Origin of the sequence: Pseudomonas syringae group sp. J309-1 (assembly GCF_032582135.1) — a bacterium.
Lineage (GTDB): Bacteria > Pseudomonadota > Gammaproteobacteria > Pseudomonadales > Pseudomonadaceae > Aquipseudomonas > Aquipseudomonas quasicaspiana.
Genome location: NZ_JAWHNU010000006.1, coordinates 73,224 through 88,970 on the forward strand (window position 1 = coordinate 73,224; position 15,747 = coordinate 88,970).

Consider the following 15,747-nt stretch of genomic DNA (forward strand, 5'->3'; position numbering starts at 1 on the left):
CCGATCACCGATATTGCCAGCGTCAGACAAGCGGACATGTTTGAGAGGCAACCAATGGCACCGTGAAGCTGAACTCGCTTCCCTGGCCCAGCTCACTGTGAACCCAAAGATCTCCACCATGGGCTTTGACAATGCCCATCGAGATGTACAGCCCCAAGCCAGTACCACTCGGATTGCCTTGCCTGGTTCGCCAATAACGCTCAAAGACATGAGGCAGGTGCTCCTGAGCAATACCCGCCCCCGTATCAGCGACGCAGAACCTGACGTACCCCCCCTCTTTTACGGCGCTGACCCCGACGCGGCCTTCCCTTGGGGTGAACTTGATGGCATTGCCAACCAGATTGGACAACACCTGAAATAACCGCTCCGGATCGGCAGAAATCTGCAGGTCTGGCTCAGAGACAAAGCTCAGCTCGATAAACTTGTTCAGCGCCAACGGCGCGAGAAGTGAATATCCCTCTTCGAGTATCTGGCTGACATCCATCGGCTGAGACGCGATGGAGTAGCGACCCGCTTCGATCTTCGACGTATCCAGCAAGTCCTCCAACAAATTCGTCATCCGCGTCGTCGCCCGCTGCATGGTATCGATAGCGGAGTTGACACGCTTGGACGAGGGGCCACTATCGGCACCTATCAATCGCTGCATCATGCCGCACTGCATGACAATGACCGTCATCGGGCTACGCAGGTCATGAGAGACCACCGCAACCAGCTCGTCCCGCGCGCGAACCGCGTCCTGCTCTCGCAACACTTGACGAGCCAGGTCCGTTTCCAGCGCTGAGCGCCGCAAATCGGCTGCGGCGAACAGGTCGCCAGCGCTCCATCGATGCGCCTTGCCATTGACCTGTTCTTTCCAGATTTCAAACGACTTGCGCGGCTGGAGTCGGTTGCCGCCTTCGGTTTGCGAAAGCTCCATAGGCTTGCTGGGGTCACCGCTCCAGTTGACACTTTCCTTGACCTCGGGACGAAACCAAAGCACCGCATTGTCCACCGGCTTGGGTAAAGTGAAACTCAGCAACCCACTCGCGACATCCTGATATTCATGCGCATCGGGAAAGTCTGCACTCAGGCTGGCTGACTCATAAATGCCGACAGGCTGCTGTTTAACCCAAGCGTAAAGCGTCTGGATTTGTTCATCGCCCGGGCACGCCCCCCAGGTATGCAAGCGATCTTCAACCAGTACCGCAATGCCTGATGCGCCGGTCAGCGCCATCAACCGTTCAGGATTTTGTGCCAACGCCTCCAACACATCCTGCTGCGGTGCCAGGCGCATGGTTTGTACAAGCTCAGCGAGCATGACCTCTTTCTTCTGCCGCTGCTGGGCAATTCCGGCTTCCTCAAGCGCGCTGATCTGCATCGACAGTACCTGACCAATACTCTGGCAAGCTGCACGCAGGCCGTGCGGCACCAGCAGGGGCGTACGATTTCCGCAACTGATCAAGCCCCACAGGCGATCGTCCTTGAGCAGCGAAATACTCATTGAGGACTGCACGCCCATGTTCTTCATGTATTGGCAATGAATCGGCGAAACACTGCGCAGCAACGAATGAGTCATGTCCAGTGGCAGTAATGTGTCCGGGCGCAGTAACGGGACCAGTGGCACGGGCATATATTGAGCGTCAGGAATGATGCGTAGCCAGTTGAGACGGTATAACTCCCGGGCCTGGCTCGGAATGTCGGACGCCGGAAAAAACAGACCGTTGTAGGTGTCCATTCCCGGACTTGAAGCTTCGGCAATGACCTGACCGTGCCCTTCCTCCTCGAAACGATAAATCAGCACCCGCTCATAGCCGGTCATCGCCTGAATCTCGCGGACACTTATTTCGTAAAGTTCTGCGAGAGACTTTGCGCCTTGCAAACGACGCAAGGTCCTGCCCAGGCCGCGATCCAGATGTTGCATGCTGGCCGAGGTGAGCTCGCCGGGATTTTCAATCTCCAGCATCAACACCCCATCGTGACGATGCATGGTGCAATCCACCCACTTTCCGCCATAGGCCAGAGAGAGTGGGTTCACCTCATCCAGCGAGCTGGCAGCCGCTGCACTGCGTATTTCCTGCGCCTGCTCATTGCCCAATACGACGTCGAGTTCCTGACCGGCCAGTTCCGATGCGGCACGACCGAAAAGCACATCAGCATTTGCACTGATTTGCTGCACGATCCAGGTGCTCTCATTGACAGCCAGAAACACACCGTGAGGCTGAATAGCCCCCGGAATCTGGATAGGCTCATGATCACAGTTGGCCAGCAACCGATCAAAGACATCACCGTCGTCAACAATCATCACAAAATCTCCGCCCGCCTCACACGCAAGCAACATGAACAAAGGTAGCAAATACGGCGTTATCGGCCCGCCTGATCTTAATATGAACGTCGTGTAGAAATTAGCTTTTCGCTCTTGATGCCGACCGGTAATTAATCAGACCCGACAAGCCACACCTTCCAACATTCATCACTGGATCCACTTTTCATGCTCGATGAATGTTTTTCCACTGACGTGTGATTACTGCAATACGGACGGCTGTAATTTTTACAGAGCCTCGATGACATGTTCAAAAATCTGAGCGTTGAAGTGGACGCTAATGTGGACCGCCCCTGCGCTGAGCCAGAAAAGTCTGCGAAATGCCCGCACATGAGGGTGTTGACTGCCGTATGGAGAGATTTTCTTTGAACAAAAATCAGCACTAGTCACCATGGCACACGAACGAGTTCGACGCACCGTTATATTTCCCAGTGCCGGACAAGCATGTTCGCTCTATCAAAACGCCGGGCACTTTACAGCATCGACCTGACGCAGCGAATCATATCAAGTCAATTTTTTGGTGTAACGATTAAAGCTGCTCTTGATCAGTCACTCACCATGAGCTCGTCAGGCCGTTACGTTTATCGCTCCCGACGAGCTCACTAACAACCCGTCAGAAAATATAGTCAGTGGTGAGAAAACTGGATTCGCGATTGCGGATGATGTCGCTGATCAGCGCTTTGTTCGTGTCCTGGAATTTGGTCGCGACCAGCGTACGGATCGAGAAAACCCGAAGTGCGTCGTGAACCGACAAGGTACCTTCCGCCGAATTCTTGCGACCGTTGAAAGGGAATTGATCCGGTCCGCGCTGACACTGTGCGTTGATGTTGATACGCCCTACCTGATTGGCAAAAGCATCGACTAGCCGCCCAACCTGAGCAGAGTCATTCCCAAAGATGCTCAGTTGCTGACCGAAATCCGAGTCCAGTACGTAATCAATGACCGACTCAATTTCCCGATACGGCACAACAGGAACCACCGGACCGAACTGTTCTTCGTGGTAAACCCGCATTGCCGACGTCACGGGATACAGCACTGCCGGATAGAAGAACGTTTCATTGACCTCCCCGCCACCCTCATTGACGACGCGAGCGCCCTTGCTTACCGCATCGTCAAGCAAACCTTTCAAGTAATCGGTCTTGCCCGGCTCAGGTAATGGAGTCAGCGATACACCTGGCTCCCACGGCATACCAGCTTTCAGTTGAGCAAGTTTCTGCTGGAACTTCTCCAGGAAGCTATCGACCAGGCTCTCATGCACAAACAGAATCTTCAGCGCCGTGCAGCGCTGCCCGTTGAAGGAAAGCGATCCGGTGATCGACTCATTTACAGCGTTATCCAGATCCACATCCGGCAACACGATGCCCGGATTCTTCGCATCCAGACCCAGCGCAGCACGCAAGCGATGTGGCTTGGGGTGCAGCTTCTTGAGATCACTGGCTGCCTTATTGGTCCCGATAAACGCAAACACATCTATCTTGCCACTGGCCATCAACGCGCTGACCGTTTCTCGACCGCTGCCGTAGATCACATTGATGACGCCCGGCGGGAAACTGTCCCGGAACGCCTCCAGCAATGGCCGAATCAGCAACACACCAAACTTGGCGGGTTTGAAGACGACGGTGTTACCCATGATCAGAGCCGGGATGAGCGTGGTGAAGGTTTCGTTCAGCGGATAATTGTAAGGTCCCATGCACAGCGTTACGCCTAAAGGCACGCGTCGAATCTGACCGAGTGTGTCCTGCTCCAGCTCAAAACGACTGGAGCGACGATCCAGTTCCTTGAGGGCATTGATGGTGTCGACGATGTAGTCGCAGGTACGGTCAAACTCTTTCTCGGAATCCTTGAGGTTCTTGCCAATCTCCCACATCAGCAAATTGACCACCGCCTCACGCTGCTCTCGCATGCGCTTGAGAAATGCCTCGACGTGCTGAATGCGCTCGACCACCCGCATCGTCGGCCATGCACCCTGCCCTCGGTCATAAGCCTGAACAGCCGCCTCCAGTGCAGTCATCGCGGTTGCCGAGTCAAGCAACGGCGTACTGCCAAGAATCACCGACTGGATACCATCAACAGCGCTGAGACACACCGGACTGCGCACCGGCGCGAGCGGCCCCTGCCAGAGCTGCAACGTACCGTTGACCAGATACTCCCGCTGCTCAATGGCCTTCTCGGGACGATACTGCTCAGGGATTTGCTCAAGGGTTGGAAATAGTGTTTCAAGACGATTGCTGGCAGTCACTTCTTTCACCTCACTGGAAATCAGTCATAAGGAGCAAGCCAACTACACTACGCCAAAGCCCCCCACCTTTGGAAACCCACCTCTCCAAGCTACTGAATAGTAAAAATATTTTCGGCACACACTTGACTAATCCAATTGAAACAGTAACATAGCGCTCATTCCGCGATAGCTCAGTTGGTAGAGCAAGTGACTGTTAATCACTGGGTCCCTGGTTCGAGTCCAGGTCGTGGAGCCATATAGATACAAGCGATTGGGCGGTTTTTGTAGGGCTTTGTGAATTCGATGATTTAGTCATTGAGAAGCAGAACTCTCGAAAAACCGCCCTTTTTGTTGCCTGCTGAACTTTGAAGCGCAGCCTTTATCGCTCGTTGCGCAGTCTAAGTGCTGCATCTAGAGTCAAGCATGATGAAAATTCCCTCCTCCGTTCAGCCCAAAGGCGGCCTTCGCGAGACTGCAGCAATCACAGATTTCTGATCATTGTCCAGTGCCCTCTCCCCCTATATCGACATCTATCTTCGCATTCCTGTTTTTGTCGCCTGACGGTATTCAACGTCGAACTGGCTCGGTAGCTCGCAATAACGGAACGACAGCATGATGCCAGTGGAATCATCCATTTCCCCACGCCCGACATCTTGCCCTATCATCACAGCCAAATCGCCGAATAGTGGAGACAGGCATGATCACCCATCCGGACTTTCAGGTACTGGAGCTCATGGCGGGCATTCCCGGGCAACCGATGAATTTGCTCATTCGCAGCGGTGTATCGCTGGAAGCAATCGACAATCTGTCGCAACACGGTGTCAACGCAGTGAGCGTCGGCATCATCGACGCACGCACCCTCCTTCACCGTCGAACCAAGGGCGAACGACTCTCCCCCGAAGAAGGCGATCGCCTGTATCGCGTGAGCAAACTGGTGGTACTTGCCGAGCAAGTGTTCGGCGACAAGGACAAGGCAACCCACTGGCTGAACAAAGCTCAAAAGGCATTCGGAGGCCTGACCGCACTGGAGGCGGCCGGCACCACGCCTGGATATGTGGCTGCTGAAGAAGTGCTGGGCCGCATTAACCACGGGCTTTTTGCATGACCGAACGTGCTCTATAGCGCATATCGAATTAAAAAGACATGAGCGGAATTGGCGCCACCAAAGTATCAGACCGCAGGCACGCCAACGGCCGTTCGATAGTCTAATTGGCCAGCCACCTCGCTGCTTGAGGCGTTGGTCCAAATGGAATTGGCCGACGAAGAATTGCCAGCCCCCTCAGGCTACTGCGTGTTGATCTGCCGGAAAACGCAAATGTAAATGGTGGGCGTGAACATCTGAAGGACGAATGGTCGCAGGAGCACAGATAACGCCGTTAGGTGCCTGAGCTATCGAGACCGAACCGTAATTTCCCGCCATTGACTCCCCATGTAGGTAGCGTGCCACCACTCTCGCGGCCGGCTGGGCCAAGCAGTGGTAACTCTTAGGTCTAACTCGCAAGCGTCAGTAGTGTGATCAAGTCTTCTGCGGCACATGGTGAACGCACTCTGCATGATTTCCGCTGCGGAGAGACCCAGCTGTTGTATTCAAAAGCCCCCACGACGGTCTCTAGGCTCTGATCTAGGCTTGAAGCCGAATAGACCAGAAACTACCATTCGATCTTCACGAAAAGTGTGATCACCAAGAGGCTGGATGATGAAGCTCAACGACCACAACCGCTTGATCAAGCAAGCCGCAAGGACTGAATTGAACCCTATAGGTTGTGTGCAAAAGGGCCAGTCAAGAATATGGCTCGACGATCACAACTGGTGGGTTGGAGTGGTGGAGTTTCAACCTCACTCAGGGGCAAAGGGAAGCTACTTGAATGTGGGTGCATGTTGGCTTTGGCATGAAAAAGATAGTTTTTCATTCGACGATGGCTACAGAATTGAACCGTTTGAGGAGTACTTGGACTCTCAACAATTCTGCGAGGTCGCACAGTCTCTGGCCATGAAAGCGAAGAAAGAAGTCCTCAATCTTCGACTCAAATATCCTTCAATTCATGCTTGTGCGAAGCATCTCCGTGTTCAGGCACGCAAGAGTGATTGGGTAGTGTTCAATAGCGCGGTCGCAGCCGGGTTAGCAGGCGACCTCAAGTTTGCAGAAGAGCAATTCTCCCAAATCTTAAACCAGGGGTGCCGGACTGCATGGCAGGTAAATCTTCAGTCTCGGGCAGCAATACTATCCGCAGTTGTTCACGACGCCGACAGCTTTAAATTGGCAATAGTTGACGCTGTCATGAAGTGTCGCGCACTTCTGAAACTGCCGACCGTAGAACCCGAAAGCCTATTCAGTTAGTAGGTTTGGTTAATTGAAGCTTTGCATACGGCGGCCATTAGATTCTGCGTAATTAAATCGGTTGCCACTTGTGAGACTGATTTTTTTCGGATCCGAGCGAGGCGACCTACTGATTCGTCATCAGCATCCACTTGTAGGCTCCGGATGCTTATACACACTCTGATGACGCCTATAGCGCTACTCCTCATGACTCAAGATTGCGATACCGCAGTTGAGCTCAAATCCCTTGCCGGTCGGCCAAACTTCTTTAGTCAGGAAAATCTTGTAGCCCTGAAACTGCTCCTCGAATGGCTTACCCAAGCTGGCTTTCTTGCCAAATCCAACAGGAACGGTACCCGCCAGATCTCCGATCATTTTTGTACATAGAGCCGCAAGCGCTTTAGTATCCGCAACAGCTCGGCTTGCCACGTTCACATTCAGCATCAGCTTGACCCGCGTAACCTCGTCAGCAGTGCCACGGCCGTACAACGCTACGTTGTTGGGTAGCTCCTGCGACCCCAGATATTTGTACGGAGTGCCGCAAGAATAGACACCGTCGTACAACTCACTGTAGCCGCTGGGATTGGGTTTGAAGCCGGGAGTTCGTGCCAACACGCTGCATGCAGTGGATGGAGAGAAGGCTTCGCCATCCGCTGCATAGGAGTTGCCTGCCGCCAAATAAATCAGCCCAGTCAAAGCCAGTGCTGACCATCCTTTCTTGCTCAGTGATAAATCCATTACGGCGACTCTCATCCTTTGAACAGCTCTACGCTGCGGGCGGCCAATATGCCTAGGTCGGGGCTCATTGGTCAACGAATGCAGAGCAGTACATGATCGCACTTACTTAAGCTCAACTCCTTGGTATACGGCGGCGACCCACGGCTGGGAAACTTAATGCTTTTCAACCTGAGAGCATCGCAATATCCCGTTCAAAGTAAGCATCCAGCGAAGTCACCTTCCCAACGCCTGCGTAGCAGACATAAGTGCCTGGCTAAATAAGTGCGTCATCTGTCGTCCGAAGGCGACTGGACCACCAATCGCCAAGGGTCGACTTTCGCAGATGCAGCTAGCGAAGCGCACGTCACTCAAGATCTTTGAGTTCGGTCAGATATACCAACTGCTTGCGCATAGGCACGCATGCCAATTGGATCCCGGAGGGAGAGTTGTAAATAGCCTGGACGCCTGCGGTGAAGCCACAGCGCTGATAAAAACTTTCAGCATTCAGTGTGGCTTCAAGGTGGATCTCAGCAAGACCCGCCTTTCGTGCTAGACGCTCAAGATGAATGACCATCTTTTTACCTATGCCTTGGCCCATGAACTCTGGTAAGACGAAGATTGCCTCCAGTTCCCCGCTCTGGAGATTTATCAGTCCTGTAGCCACAGGAAGTCCATTGACGCACGCCAAGTGATAATCTTTTTCCACCCAGGATCTGTAGTTATCCGTTAGCGGAACGCAAGTCCAAGCCATCACTTGAGCATTCGTGTAAACGGTGCTGCATTGGTTCTGAATTGCCTGAAAGCGGATATCGAATGCTGCCTCAGCATCACAACGCTCAGCTCGACGAATCTGCAACATCTTCACACTCCTGAGATTGGCCATTCTGGACGGAGAATGAAAAAGCCCCGTCCATTCCTGGCGGGGCTTTAGTCAATGCGCTACTACCTACGCGCGCATAACCTCATGGCCCGCCCAAGGCGGTCATCAAGGTGCGCATCATGTTCAGTCGGTAGGTAATAGTCATTGATTTATAGTCTGGGGATTTATCTCAACTGTCAATGTAGCGCAGCGCCTGTGCAGCCAGCCAGGTGCCGAAGCTGTCATACACCTCAGTCTTTTACGAGTGCACCCAGCAAATGAGTCGGTTGCTCGACTAGCTTGTCGGCACCGCACTCGATCAACTCTGCGCGGGTGCCGTAACCCCATAGAACGCCAATGGCAAGTAATCCGTTTTGATGGGCGGCGACAATATCATCGCGCTTGTCGCCGATCATGCAGGCGGATCCAGGATGGATCGCCTCTACCGCCAGCAATGTATCCAGCAAGCGGGATTTGTCGTCCAGTTTACCATCCGGTGAAGTGCCGAAAATGCTTTGGAAATGACCTCTCAGCCCCGTCTCACTCAGAATGCGCTCGGCAAACTCCTGGCGCTTAGAGGTAGCGACATATAACGCGTATCCTTGTGTAGTCAGCGAATCAATAACTTGTCTAATTCCCGGATAAGCCAATGATCCAGAGATGCCGTACCGCCCATAATGAGTCCGGTACAACTCGACGCCTTGGTCGATGCGGTCATCTCCATAAGGCATCAGCAGTTGTGCCATTACCTGAGTCATCGGCGGCCCCAAAAGGTGCGTGATTCCGGCAGAGGGCGTGAAGTCGTGACCTAGAGCCCGAACGGCGTGCGTCAGACTGGCGACGATACCTGGTGCTGAATCAACGAGAGTGCCGTCCAGGTCGAAGATTAAAGTTTTCATAGCTTTCCTTTGAAGGTCAGCGGATGGCAAACACGCCCTAACTAGAATGGCCTGGATTGCTTATTAATCGTGTAGGACACGCCACAATGTTTCACGAGTTGTGGCATCCAGCGTAAGCCATTGGCGATCCATTACCTGTTTCAATCCTTCACCTATATATGCACCCGGCATCGTAAGGAAGCCGTGCTTGCGGAACCATGGGCCATTCCAAGGAGGCTCACGAAAAGTTGTCAAGCTCACCGCTTGGACCCCAAGGCTTTCAGCATGCTCTACGGCTGCCGAAAGCAGTTTTACTCCTATCCCAATCCCTGAAGCAATTGGGCGAACGGAAATATTGTCTAAATACAAAAGCCCGTCCAGCGGTCGCATTGCCGCAAAGCCCATTATTTTATGGCTATCGCTATCGAGCGCCACCACGACACGACAGGCCTCAAATCTCGCAGGGGTCAACGCAGGCGCGTCAGCGATATGGGCTAGAGATGGAAATGTCCTGTAACGCAGACGAGCCTCTGCCGAGATACAGCATAAATCCGCCACATCCTCGGTACGACTCAGCCGGAAGTAGTAGGTATGCATGCTTTCTATCTTTCAGGTTCACTGGATGCGTCTTTCAACTTTACCTCACAACTCAGTTCAGCAGTAAACGTGCGAAGAATGTAGCTTGCGCAGGGGATCGCTGGCAGAACGACGAGAAATATGGCATTACTCCAGCGGAGTCATGGTCAACACATGAGCTTTTTGAGGGATTATGGAAGCAACGTTAGCTAACATCGATAGAGATGGCTGGGAGTTGGACGACGCCGAAGCCATCCACAATGAACACCCTACAAGCTTCTGGCTTCCTCCGAGAGATGCTAGAAATAGCCTTCAAGCACAACAGCTTGTTAAGTTGGTTTTTAGAATCGTTACTACCGATGAGCGTGGAGCAGAAGAGGTCAGCATCGAGCGCATGTGGGTTATCGTCAAGGATCGAGTGGGAGATCTGTATATAGGGCAGCTCGATAACGACCCTTATTGTACTGACGAGATTCAGGCTGGGATGGAGGTCTGCTTTCTGCCAAATCACGTTATCGATGTTTATGAAGAGCGATAGCATGGGGGGAATCGTGGGGAGTACGCTTACTTAGGAGAGCCCCGCGAAGAAAAAACCGGAATAAGTAAAATTTCCTACCGACCGATCCCACTAAATCTGTCGGCACCTAAGCTTATTTACGACATTCCCACGGACATCGGCATGTGCAAGAATTTGAACGCGTCACGGATCACACCCGTTGGCTACTGACGGTCATCAGTAGCGAGCAACCCAAGCACGCTCAGCCTCGGGAAGTGTGTGCAGATTCTCCCTGCGTCTCCCTGGTTATCCAGGCATGTTGCCGTCACGATCACCCTGCCCGGGTAGTCATAGGCGCATAGAGTCCGAAGCCTGCCAAACCTCGGGCCGAATGACTCAGAAACTACATAGCAGTCTTAACGGAGGTGGGTAAATATATGATTCTGGTTAAAGAAATTATACTATCTGATGACCCTAAGGACTCTGGCATTATCATAGGCGGCGGCTCAGTAAATTTAAAAGCTTGGCCGATGAACCCTGATGGAGAAGCTTTAGTGCTCATTGCAACGATAGAGTGCGCCAGCCTGAAGAAAATACACGATTACAAGTCGATCCCCCAAGAGGGCGTGCTGTATATTTTTTCAACCTACAGCAGCTCTGATTATTTTCTCGACAATATCACTTACAGCGGCGACACTTCCGAGCTGGAGTCGATATCGAGTGGTTACACTTTAGTAGCCATGAAAGACTCAGAGTCGGAAATTAACAGCCCATACAATATAATCCCGAAAACGAATACAAAATTTAACAACAAAGCGGTACAGGAAGATGAGTACCCCGTATTCTCCATGCTTACGAACACCCCACCTAATGGAGTAAAGCTGCCCCTGGATTTGCTGGAGGAATACGAATTTGTTATGCAGCTTTACTCGTCAGACTTTCCAGAGCCATTTAAAGATATATTTTATTTGACCGATGCTGTTGGGTGTCTTCTTTTGAAAAAAGACGGCTCAGGCAATGGGTTGTTTTTTGTGCACACGGCATGATTAAAACTGGAGTAATCAAAGCGCCTTTTTGGTGAGTGTCGCTGGTCTATTTTGGAGGATTGCCCCCTCCCCCAAAGCCATTAACAAATCCCCTCCGTCAGGCGGTGTCTCCTCGTCAAATCTGGAGACGCCATGAAAATATCGCTTGCGCGATATGACGCACTGACTTCCGCCAACTTACCGGCCGACAAGGCTAAAGCTGTGGTGGATGCATGAGAGACAAACGTGGAAAAGCTCGCGACCAAAGCTGACCTTCAGCACGTAAAAATCCGGCTGAACGCATCGATTTCAGAGAGGCGCTCTCAGGTTCGCTTGGAAATAAAATTCATGCGCTGGCAGCCAGGCGCAATTTTCGTTTTTGTCGCCGTGCCCTTTCTCAAGCTGGGTTTCGAGCTTGTCTCAAAAGCAGCCGTCAGTGCAAAGACAAACTCACAATTTGCCATGAACGCGCACGCTGTGCTTCACCACCCCCCAGATCACCAGGTCGTCGCATTCCATCACGTGCCGTGGTGGATATTTGCTGTTTTCCGAGGTGAGCATGCATGTGTTCTCACGCATGTGCAGCCGCTTGCAGACGGGTTCAGCATTGAGGGCTGCGATGACGATGTCGCCATGTTCCGCGTAAAGGCTGCGATCTACGATCAGAAGATCCCCGGAGAAAATCCCCACCCCCTGCATGCTGTCCTCCTCAATTTTCACCATGTACAGATCGGGTGTCGGGATGTCGAACAATTCATCCAGTGAGATGTGCTTTTCGATGTGCTCGGCGGCCAGCGACGGCAAGCCCTCAGGTGCCTGAAAGGAATAGAGCGGAAGCTTTTCGCCCCCGGCTGATATCGGACCAAGGATGGTAATGCTCATGAAAATGACCCTGCGGAGAATAACTGTACATGCATACAGTAACGATCTTGGCGACGTGCAGTCAATCTCATGTGCAGGACATTGCGACGGGTGACACCATGAGTGGAGGCTACTCGGTCTGCGACTCCCTGGATCATTACCTCAGGAAGCCCGCACCACAGCAGGTTATGATCAATGAATGCGATCTCCGGGTGATTGCGCCCAACCACGCCCCCACCACAACCAGGCTCCAAATCATCTGACCGGTGGACTCAGCGTAGAAAAGGTTAGATGAGGGCAATGAGAGAAACGTACTCGCCAATGCCATGCTAATTTTTCATTTCGCGCCGTGACGCCAAGGATACCTCCTCATGCAATATATATTTTCCGAAGTCCTTAATGACCTGATTGACTACTTCCTGCTCAGTGACTTGCAACTGCTCAAACGTTTCAAGCAAGAGCATCAACTTCCCGATGACCTGGCTAGCGAGTTTGTTTCCAATGAAAGCGGCGACGCGGCCGTTCTTGAAGGTGTCCTCATCCCGCTCATCGGAGTGGAAAACCATCCGTACACGATTGTCTTCACGTTAGCAGGTACCGAACCAGAAATGCCACGGTACGAAGACCGCATCCAGCATCGGCGCGGCGGTTATTCGTTGCGTGTGGAGCACGGCCGCATCCATCTGTATACGTGGCGCATTCTGCAGGCGTTCACGGAGGACAACCTCGATGAGTTGCTCGAGCGCTATCAGCAACCCAACAGACCGACGATTGAAGTCGAGAATGGCTGGTATGAAGTCGAGATACTGGCGGGCGAAATCCTGCGCGATGGATACTTCGAGCCAGCCTTCGAGTTTGTGCTGACCAAGACCGAGCTGCCGGTAGATGCCAGTAAGGTGGATGTCAACTATCGCTTTGAGGTGGAATGGCGCCAGGGCACGGCTGAATAATTGTCTTAAACTGCCGGAGCACCGCACGTGGCTGTACTAGTCAGAGAGACAGGTCTGCACGATTTGCATGGGGCTGCTACCCCATGCTGGCGGAGGGAGTGCGGGATAGTTTCAGGAGGATGGAAAGGGACTGCAAATCCGCCTACCTATCAGGCGGGCATACCGATCACCAATAAACACCAACCACAACCGCAAGCAATACAACAGTCATTGCGGCTTCTTTCCTGGAACAGCTCACATAAATCAAAAACTGAGTGAATAAGGCAATTGCCACCGCTAGAAATCTTATAGGCCCCCTGTCATTAGAATTATCCTCTATAACGTAATCGGGCCCCATCCAGTCATACTCTGACCCTTGCATAAACGTATAGGTGAGTAGGCAAAAGACAAAAATTCCATACAGAAAAACTCGTATCAACACCCTGACTGCCTTCATGCACACCTCATCAGCCTACTGAAAGAACTCCACCCTCTCATCATTGGGTAGGTGCCGCGACCGTATTCAACACGTCACCACACATTGATTCCACTGCCCTACACACTATGGTAACTTCGCCAGGCATATACTTGGTATAGGCGGTCAGCATATTAAGGACTGTCTTTTATCATTGAACGGAACGGTTCCGGCTCCGACTGGAACGGTGTGAAAGTCATCACGCGAGACATGAGATCTGAAGTAATCCGCTAAATCGAGTGTGGCTCTCAATAGTGACGACCACAAAAATTCACAGGCGCGTTCTTGAGATGATGCGCCCGACTTGAGGTTTCCCCTTGGGACTTTTCTCTAAAATATTCGGAAAGCCATCTGGACCAGTTCTCTACACACTCTTTTCGGCTCGACCCTCAAGCGATCTGGGTGCATGGGCACCCAGCTTCCCGGACCACACTGAGGTTGTCGGTTACTCAAGCCTCGGTCATTTCTTCCTTCGCAGCCCGGACGACCAGGACTATATCGTCCTGCACCCTTTCAAGCGCGCAGCAAAGTCGTATGGAAGCTTTGAGTCAGTCGAAGAGTTTGAAACCGAGATACTGAAAGAACCGGGGTTCGATCTGCACGTCCTGAGGTCGGATCACGTCGCCGAATTATTCCAGCATCTGGGCCCCCTTGCTGAAGATCAGGTCTACATCCCGAAGCCCTACCCGTTTCTCGGCGGCAGCGAAGCGCTGGAGACCTACGAAAAAGGTGATGCCTGGGTCTTTATGCAGGTTGTTGCTCATATGCATGGCCTCGACGGCAGCGCCTGAAATGCATAAGTTGGATGAACTGCGCTGAAGAGACTCTTCAGCGCAGTTCTATTATGAGAATACCGAAGCTGAGCTGAGGGCACCCCGCCCAGCCCATTATTCAGAAGCGCCACTCCAAAAATCAAAGCGCGCCCTCCTGCTGCCGTGGACTGGAACTATCGCAGATTGTTTGCCGCCCCCACTGCTGCGTTGTAGGAGTCCATCATCGCTTTGATAGAAGAGTCATGTTTAAGCTCTTTGTATTGCCGCATGAAACCGATGGAGTTGGTCAACGCACTTTGCACAATGCTCATGCTGCTCTTGGTCACAGGGTCCTTGTAGTCGATCAGCGACTTGCGCAGTTCTTCCAGTGAAGCCTCCAGGTTCGGCACGATGGTGTCGGCCTTCGCCACGTCCTTTTGACTCATGGCATTTACCATGTCGGTCCCGAGCATCAGGCTATTGAGCGTGTAGTAAGCCGGCATGTTGCCTTCTTTGCGAAGAGCTTCAGCCTCTTCTGCCTGAACTCGCCGTTGATGACTCGACAGCGCTTGATCCATCTGTCCCAGGCTTTCCATGGCGTCCTCGAACGCTGCTCGAGTCGCCGTATCCTGGGCTTTGCCCTTTGCCAGCTTATCCTCTCGATAGGCGCCACCGTTAAAGTAAGGCGCGATCTCGTTGATGCGTGCAACGACAACAGGCAATGTTTTCAGTAAAGCGTCAGCGGCCGCGTCCGCATCTTCCGATCCTGTGGCAGAAAGATCACGGCCCTGCTTCAGGTCATTGATGGCATCAGTGTAATAGCTGCCGGCCGACGGAGCATGGAACATATCAGTCGGCTTGGCGCGATCAAGTTTCATCTCACCGTATAACCTGATAGTTCCAAGCAGTCCAAAGGTGTCGTCCAGCAAGCGGTTATAAGCTTTCACATACAGGTTGAATTTTTGCTGTTCTACAGCTTGAGCCGATTCCGCCTGAGTGGTTGCAGGAGTCTGAGAGTTGCCGGTCGAGTTGGAATTATCACAGCCTGGGAGAGCCAGTATTGCGCCAAGCAGAACACACACAGCAGCAAGTTTATTGAAACGATCAAAAGCTGAGAGAGGCATAACGGGGGTCGTCCTTGAAGTCAGAGAGTTACAGATCTGGCAGTCAGACTGGAATATATCGGCCAGGTTCCACCGGAGAATGACAAAAAGCCATCATCGCTTTAAATGTGATCGTCACTGCCTGCATTAGGCCGATGATTACATTCGTGAATGTTGGGATGAAGCTATTTGCAACGCGTTGATACAGCTGCAGAAAATATGTTTTTCGCCCCTGTCAATGG

At 52.4% G+C, this 15,747-nt stretch carries 14 protein-coding genes and 1 tRNA gene; 7 read left to right on the top strand and 8 right to left on the bottom strand.

The window, feature by feature from the left end:
- Positions 1-22: 22 nt before the first annotated feature.
- Both RX972_RS05265 and RX972_RS05270 read right to left on the bottom strand, forming a co-directional pair.
- A complete protein-coding gene (locus tag RX972_RS05265) occupies positions 23-2,281 on the bottom strand; it encodes an ATP-binding protein (protein ID WP_316873118.1) in 2,259 nt (752 codons plus the stop codon).
- A 631-nt stretch (positions 2,282-2,912) separates the two neighbouring features.
- A complete protein-coding gene (locus RX972_RS05270; RefSeq protein ID WP_316873120.1) occupies positions 2,913-4,538 on the bottom strand; it encodes an NADP-dependent glyceraldehyde-3-phosphate dehydrogenase in 1,626 nt (541 codons plus the stop codon).
- A 159-nt stretch (positions 4,539-4,697) separates the two neighbouring features.
- On the opposite strand from RX972_RS05270, the gene RX972_RS05275 reads away from it, so the two are divergent.
- From RX972_RS05275 to RX972_RS05285, 3 genes are all read left to right on the top strand, one after another.
- A tRNA-Asn gene (locus RX972_RS05275) sits at positions 4,698-4,773 on the top strand.
- A 441-nt stretch (positions 4,774-5,214) separates the two neighbouring features.
- Positions 5,215-5,622 carry an antitoxin Xre/MbcA/ParS toxin-binding domain-containing protein gene (locus tag RX972_RS05280; RefSeq protein ID WP_316873122.1) on the top strand — a complete coding sequence of 136 codons (408 nt, stop codon included), beginning with the start codon at positions 5,215-5,217 and terminating at the stop codon, positions 5,620-5,622.
- Between the two features lie 588 nt (positions 5,623-6,210).
- Positions 6,211-6,855, top strand: a complete 645-nt coding sequence (locus RX972_RS05285; RefSeq protein ID WP_316873124.1) for a hypothetical protein — start codon at positions 6,211-6,213, stop codon at positions 6,853-6,855.
- Positions 6,856-7,032: 177 nt separating this feature from the next.
- On the opposite strand, the gene RX972_RS05290 is transcribed toward RX972_RS05285, so the two are convergent.
- The 4 genes from RX972_RS05290 to RX972_RS05305 all read right to left on the bottom strand — a co-directional run bounded on the left by RX972_RS05290 (position 7,033) and on the right by RX972_RS05305 (position 9,885).
- Complete coding sequence (locus tag RX972_RS05290; RefSeq protein ID WP_316873126.1) at positions 7,033-7,572, bottom strand: hypothetical protein; 540 nt, start codon at positions 7,570-7,572, stop codon at positions 7,033-7,035.
- Positions 7,573-7,915: 343 nt separating this feature from the next.
- Complete coding sequence (locus tag RX972_RS05295; protein WP_316873128.1) at positions 7,916-8,410, bottom strand: GNAT family N-acetyltransferase; 495 nt, start codon at positions 8,408-8,410, stop codon at positions 7,916-7,918.
- Positions 8,411-8,661: 251 nt separating this feature from the next.
- Positions 8,662-9,309 carry an HAD hydrolase-like protein gene (locus RX972_RS05300; RefSeq protein WP_316873130.1) on the bottom strand — a complete coding sequence of 216 codons (648 nt, stop codon included), beginning with the start codon at positions 9,307-9,309 and terminating at the stop codon, positions 8,662-8,664.
- Positions 9,310-9,372: 63 nt separating this feature from the next.
- The gene (locus tag RX972_RS05305; protein ID WP_316873132.1) at positions 9,373-9,885 is read right to left on the bottom strand and encodes a GNAT family N-acetyltransferase; all 513 of its coding nucleotides are present in this window, start codon (positions 9,883-9,885) and stop codon (positions 9,373-9,375) included.
- A gap of 172 nt (positions 9,886-10,057) precedes the next feature.
- Between RX972_RS05305 and RX972_RS05310 the strand changes: the two genes are divergently transcribed.
- Positions 10,058-10,402, top strand: coding sequence for a DUF2314 domain-containing protein (locus tag RX972_RS05310; protein WP_316873135.1), 345 nt, complete (start codon positions 10,058-10,060; stop codon positions 10,400-10,402).
- A gap of 395 nt (positions 10,403-10,797) precedes the next feature.
- Positions 10,798-11,406 carry a DUF1963 domain-containing protein gene (locus RX972_RS05315; RefSeq protein ID WP_316873136.1) on the top strand — a complete coding sequence of 203 codons (609 nt, stop codon included), beginning with the start codon at positions 10,798-10,800 and terminating at the stop codon, positions 11,404-11,406.
- 429 nt (positions 11,407-11,835) lie between these two features.
- Here the strand turns inward: RX972_RS05315 and RX972_RS05320 are convergent, their stop codons facing one another.
- On the bottom strand, positions 11,836-12,267 hold the full coding sequence (locus tag RX972_RS05320) for a LexA family protein (RefSeq protein ID WP_263271905.1): 432 nt from the start codon (positions 12,265-12,267) through the stop codon (positions 11,836-11,838).
- A gap of 350 nt (positions 12,268-12,617) precedes the next feature.
- Here RX972_RS05320 and RX972_RS05325 point away from each other — a divergent pair, with 350 nt between their 5' ends.
- Positions 12,618-13,196, top strand: coding sequence for a hypothetical protein (locus tag RX972_RS05325; RefSeq protein ID WP_316873138.1), 579 nt, complete (start codon positions 12,618-12,620; stop codon positions 13,194-13,196).
- Positions 13,197-13,967: 771 nt separating this feature from the next.
- Complete coding sequence (locus RX972_RS05330; RefSeq protein ID WP_316873140.1) at positions 13,968-14,441, top strand: T6SS immunity protein Tdi1 domain-containing protein; 474 nt, start codon at positions 13,968-13,970, stop codon at positions 14,439-14,441.
- Between the two features lie 155 nt (positions 14,442-14,596).
- Here the strand turns inward: RX972_RS05330 and RX972_RS05335 are convergent, their stop codons facing one another.
- Positions 14,597-15,526 carry a DUF3829 domain-containing protein gene (locus tag RX972_RS05335; protein ID WP_316873141.1) on the bottom strand — a complete coding sequence of 310 codons (930 nt, stop codon included), beginning with the start codon at positions 15,524-15,526 and terminating at the stop codon, positions 14,597-14,599.
- Between the last annotated feature and the right edge of the window lie 221 nt (positions 15,527-15,747).

Excerpts from the sequence above, each read along its gene's own strand:
- RX972_RS05265 (WP_316873118.1), bottom strand. The coding sequence starts at position 2,281 with ATGATTGTTGACGACGGTGATGTCTTTGATCGGTTGCTGGCCAACTGT.
- RX972_RS05320 (WP_263271905.1), bottom strand. The coding sequence starts at position 12,267 with ATGAGCATTACCATCCTTGGTCCGATATCAGCCGGGGGCGAAAAGCTT.
- RX972_RS05295 (WP_316873128.1), bottom strand. The coding sequence starts at position 8,410 with ATGTTGCAGATTCGTCGAGCTGAGCGTTGTGATGCTGAGGCAGCATTC.
- RX972_RS05335 (WP_316873141.1), bottom strand. The coding sequence starts at position 15,526 with ATGCCTCTCTCAGCTTTTGATCGTTTCAATAAACTTGCTGCTGTGTGT.
- RX972_RS05290 (WP_316873126.1), bottom strand. The coding sequence starts at position 7,572 with ATGGATTTATCACTGAGCAAGAAAGGATGGTCAGCACTGGCTTTGACT.
- RX972_RS05315 (WP_316873136.1), top strand. The coding sequence starts at position 10,798 with ATGATTCTGGTTAAAGAAATTATACTATCTGATGACCCTAAGGACTCT.
- RX972_RS05310 (WP_316873135.1), top strand. The coding sequence starts at position 10,058 with ATGGAAGCAACGTTAGCTAACATCGATAGAGATGGCTGGGAGTTGGAC.
- RX972_RS05300 (WP_316873130.1), bottom strand. The coding sequence starts at position 9,309 with ATGAAAACTTTAATCTTCGACCTGGACGGCACTCTCGTTGATTCAGCA.
- RX972_RS05325 (WP_316873138.1), top strand. The coding sequence starts at position 12,618 with ATGCAATATATATTTTCCGAAGTCCTTAATGACCTGATTGACTACTTC.
- RX972_RS05285 (WP_316873124.1), top strand. The coding sequence starts at position 6,211 with ATGATGAAGCTCAACGACCACAACCGCTTGATCAAGCAAGCCGCAAGG.
- RX972_RS05280 (WP_316873122.1), top strand. The coding sequence starts at position 5,215 with ATGATCACCCATCCGGACTTTCAGGTACTGGAGCTCATGGCGGGCATT.
- RX972_RS05305 (WP_316873132.1), bottom strand. The coding sequence starts at position 9,885 with ATGCATACCTACTACTTCCGGCTGAGTCGTACCGAGGATGTGGCGGAT.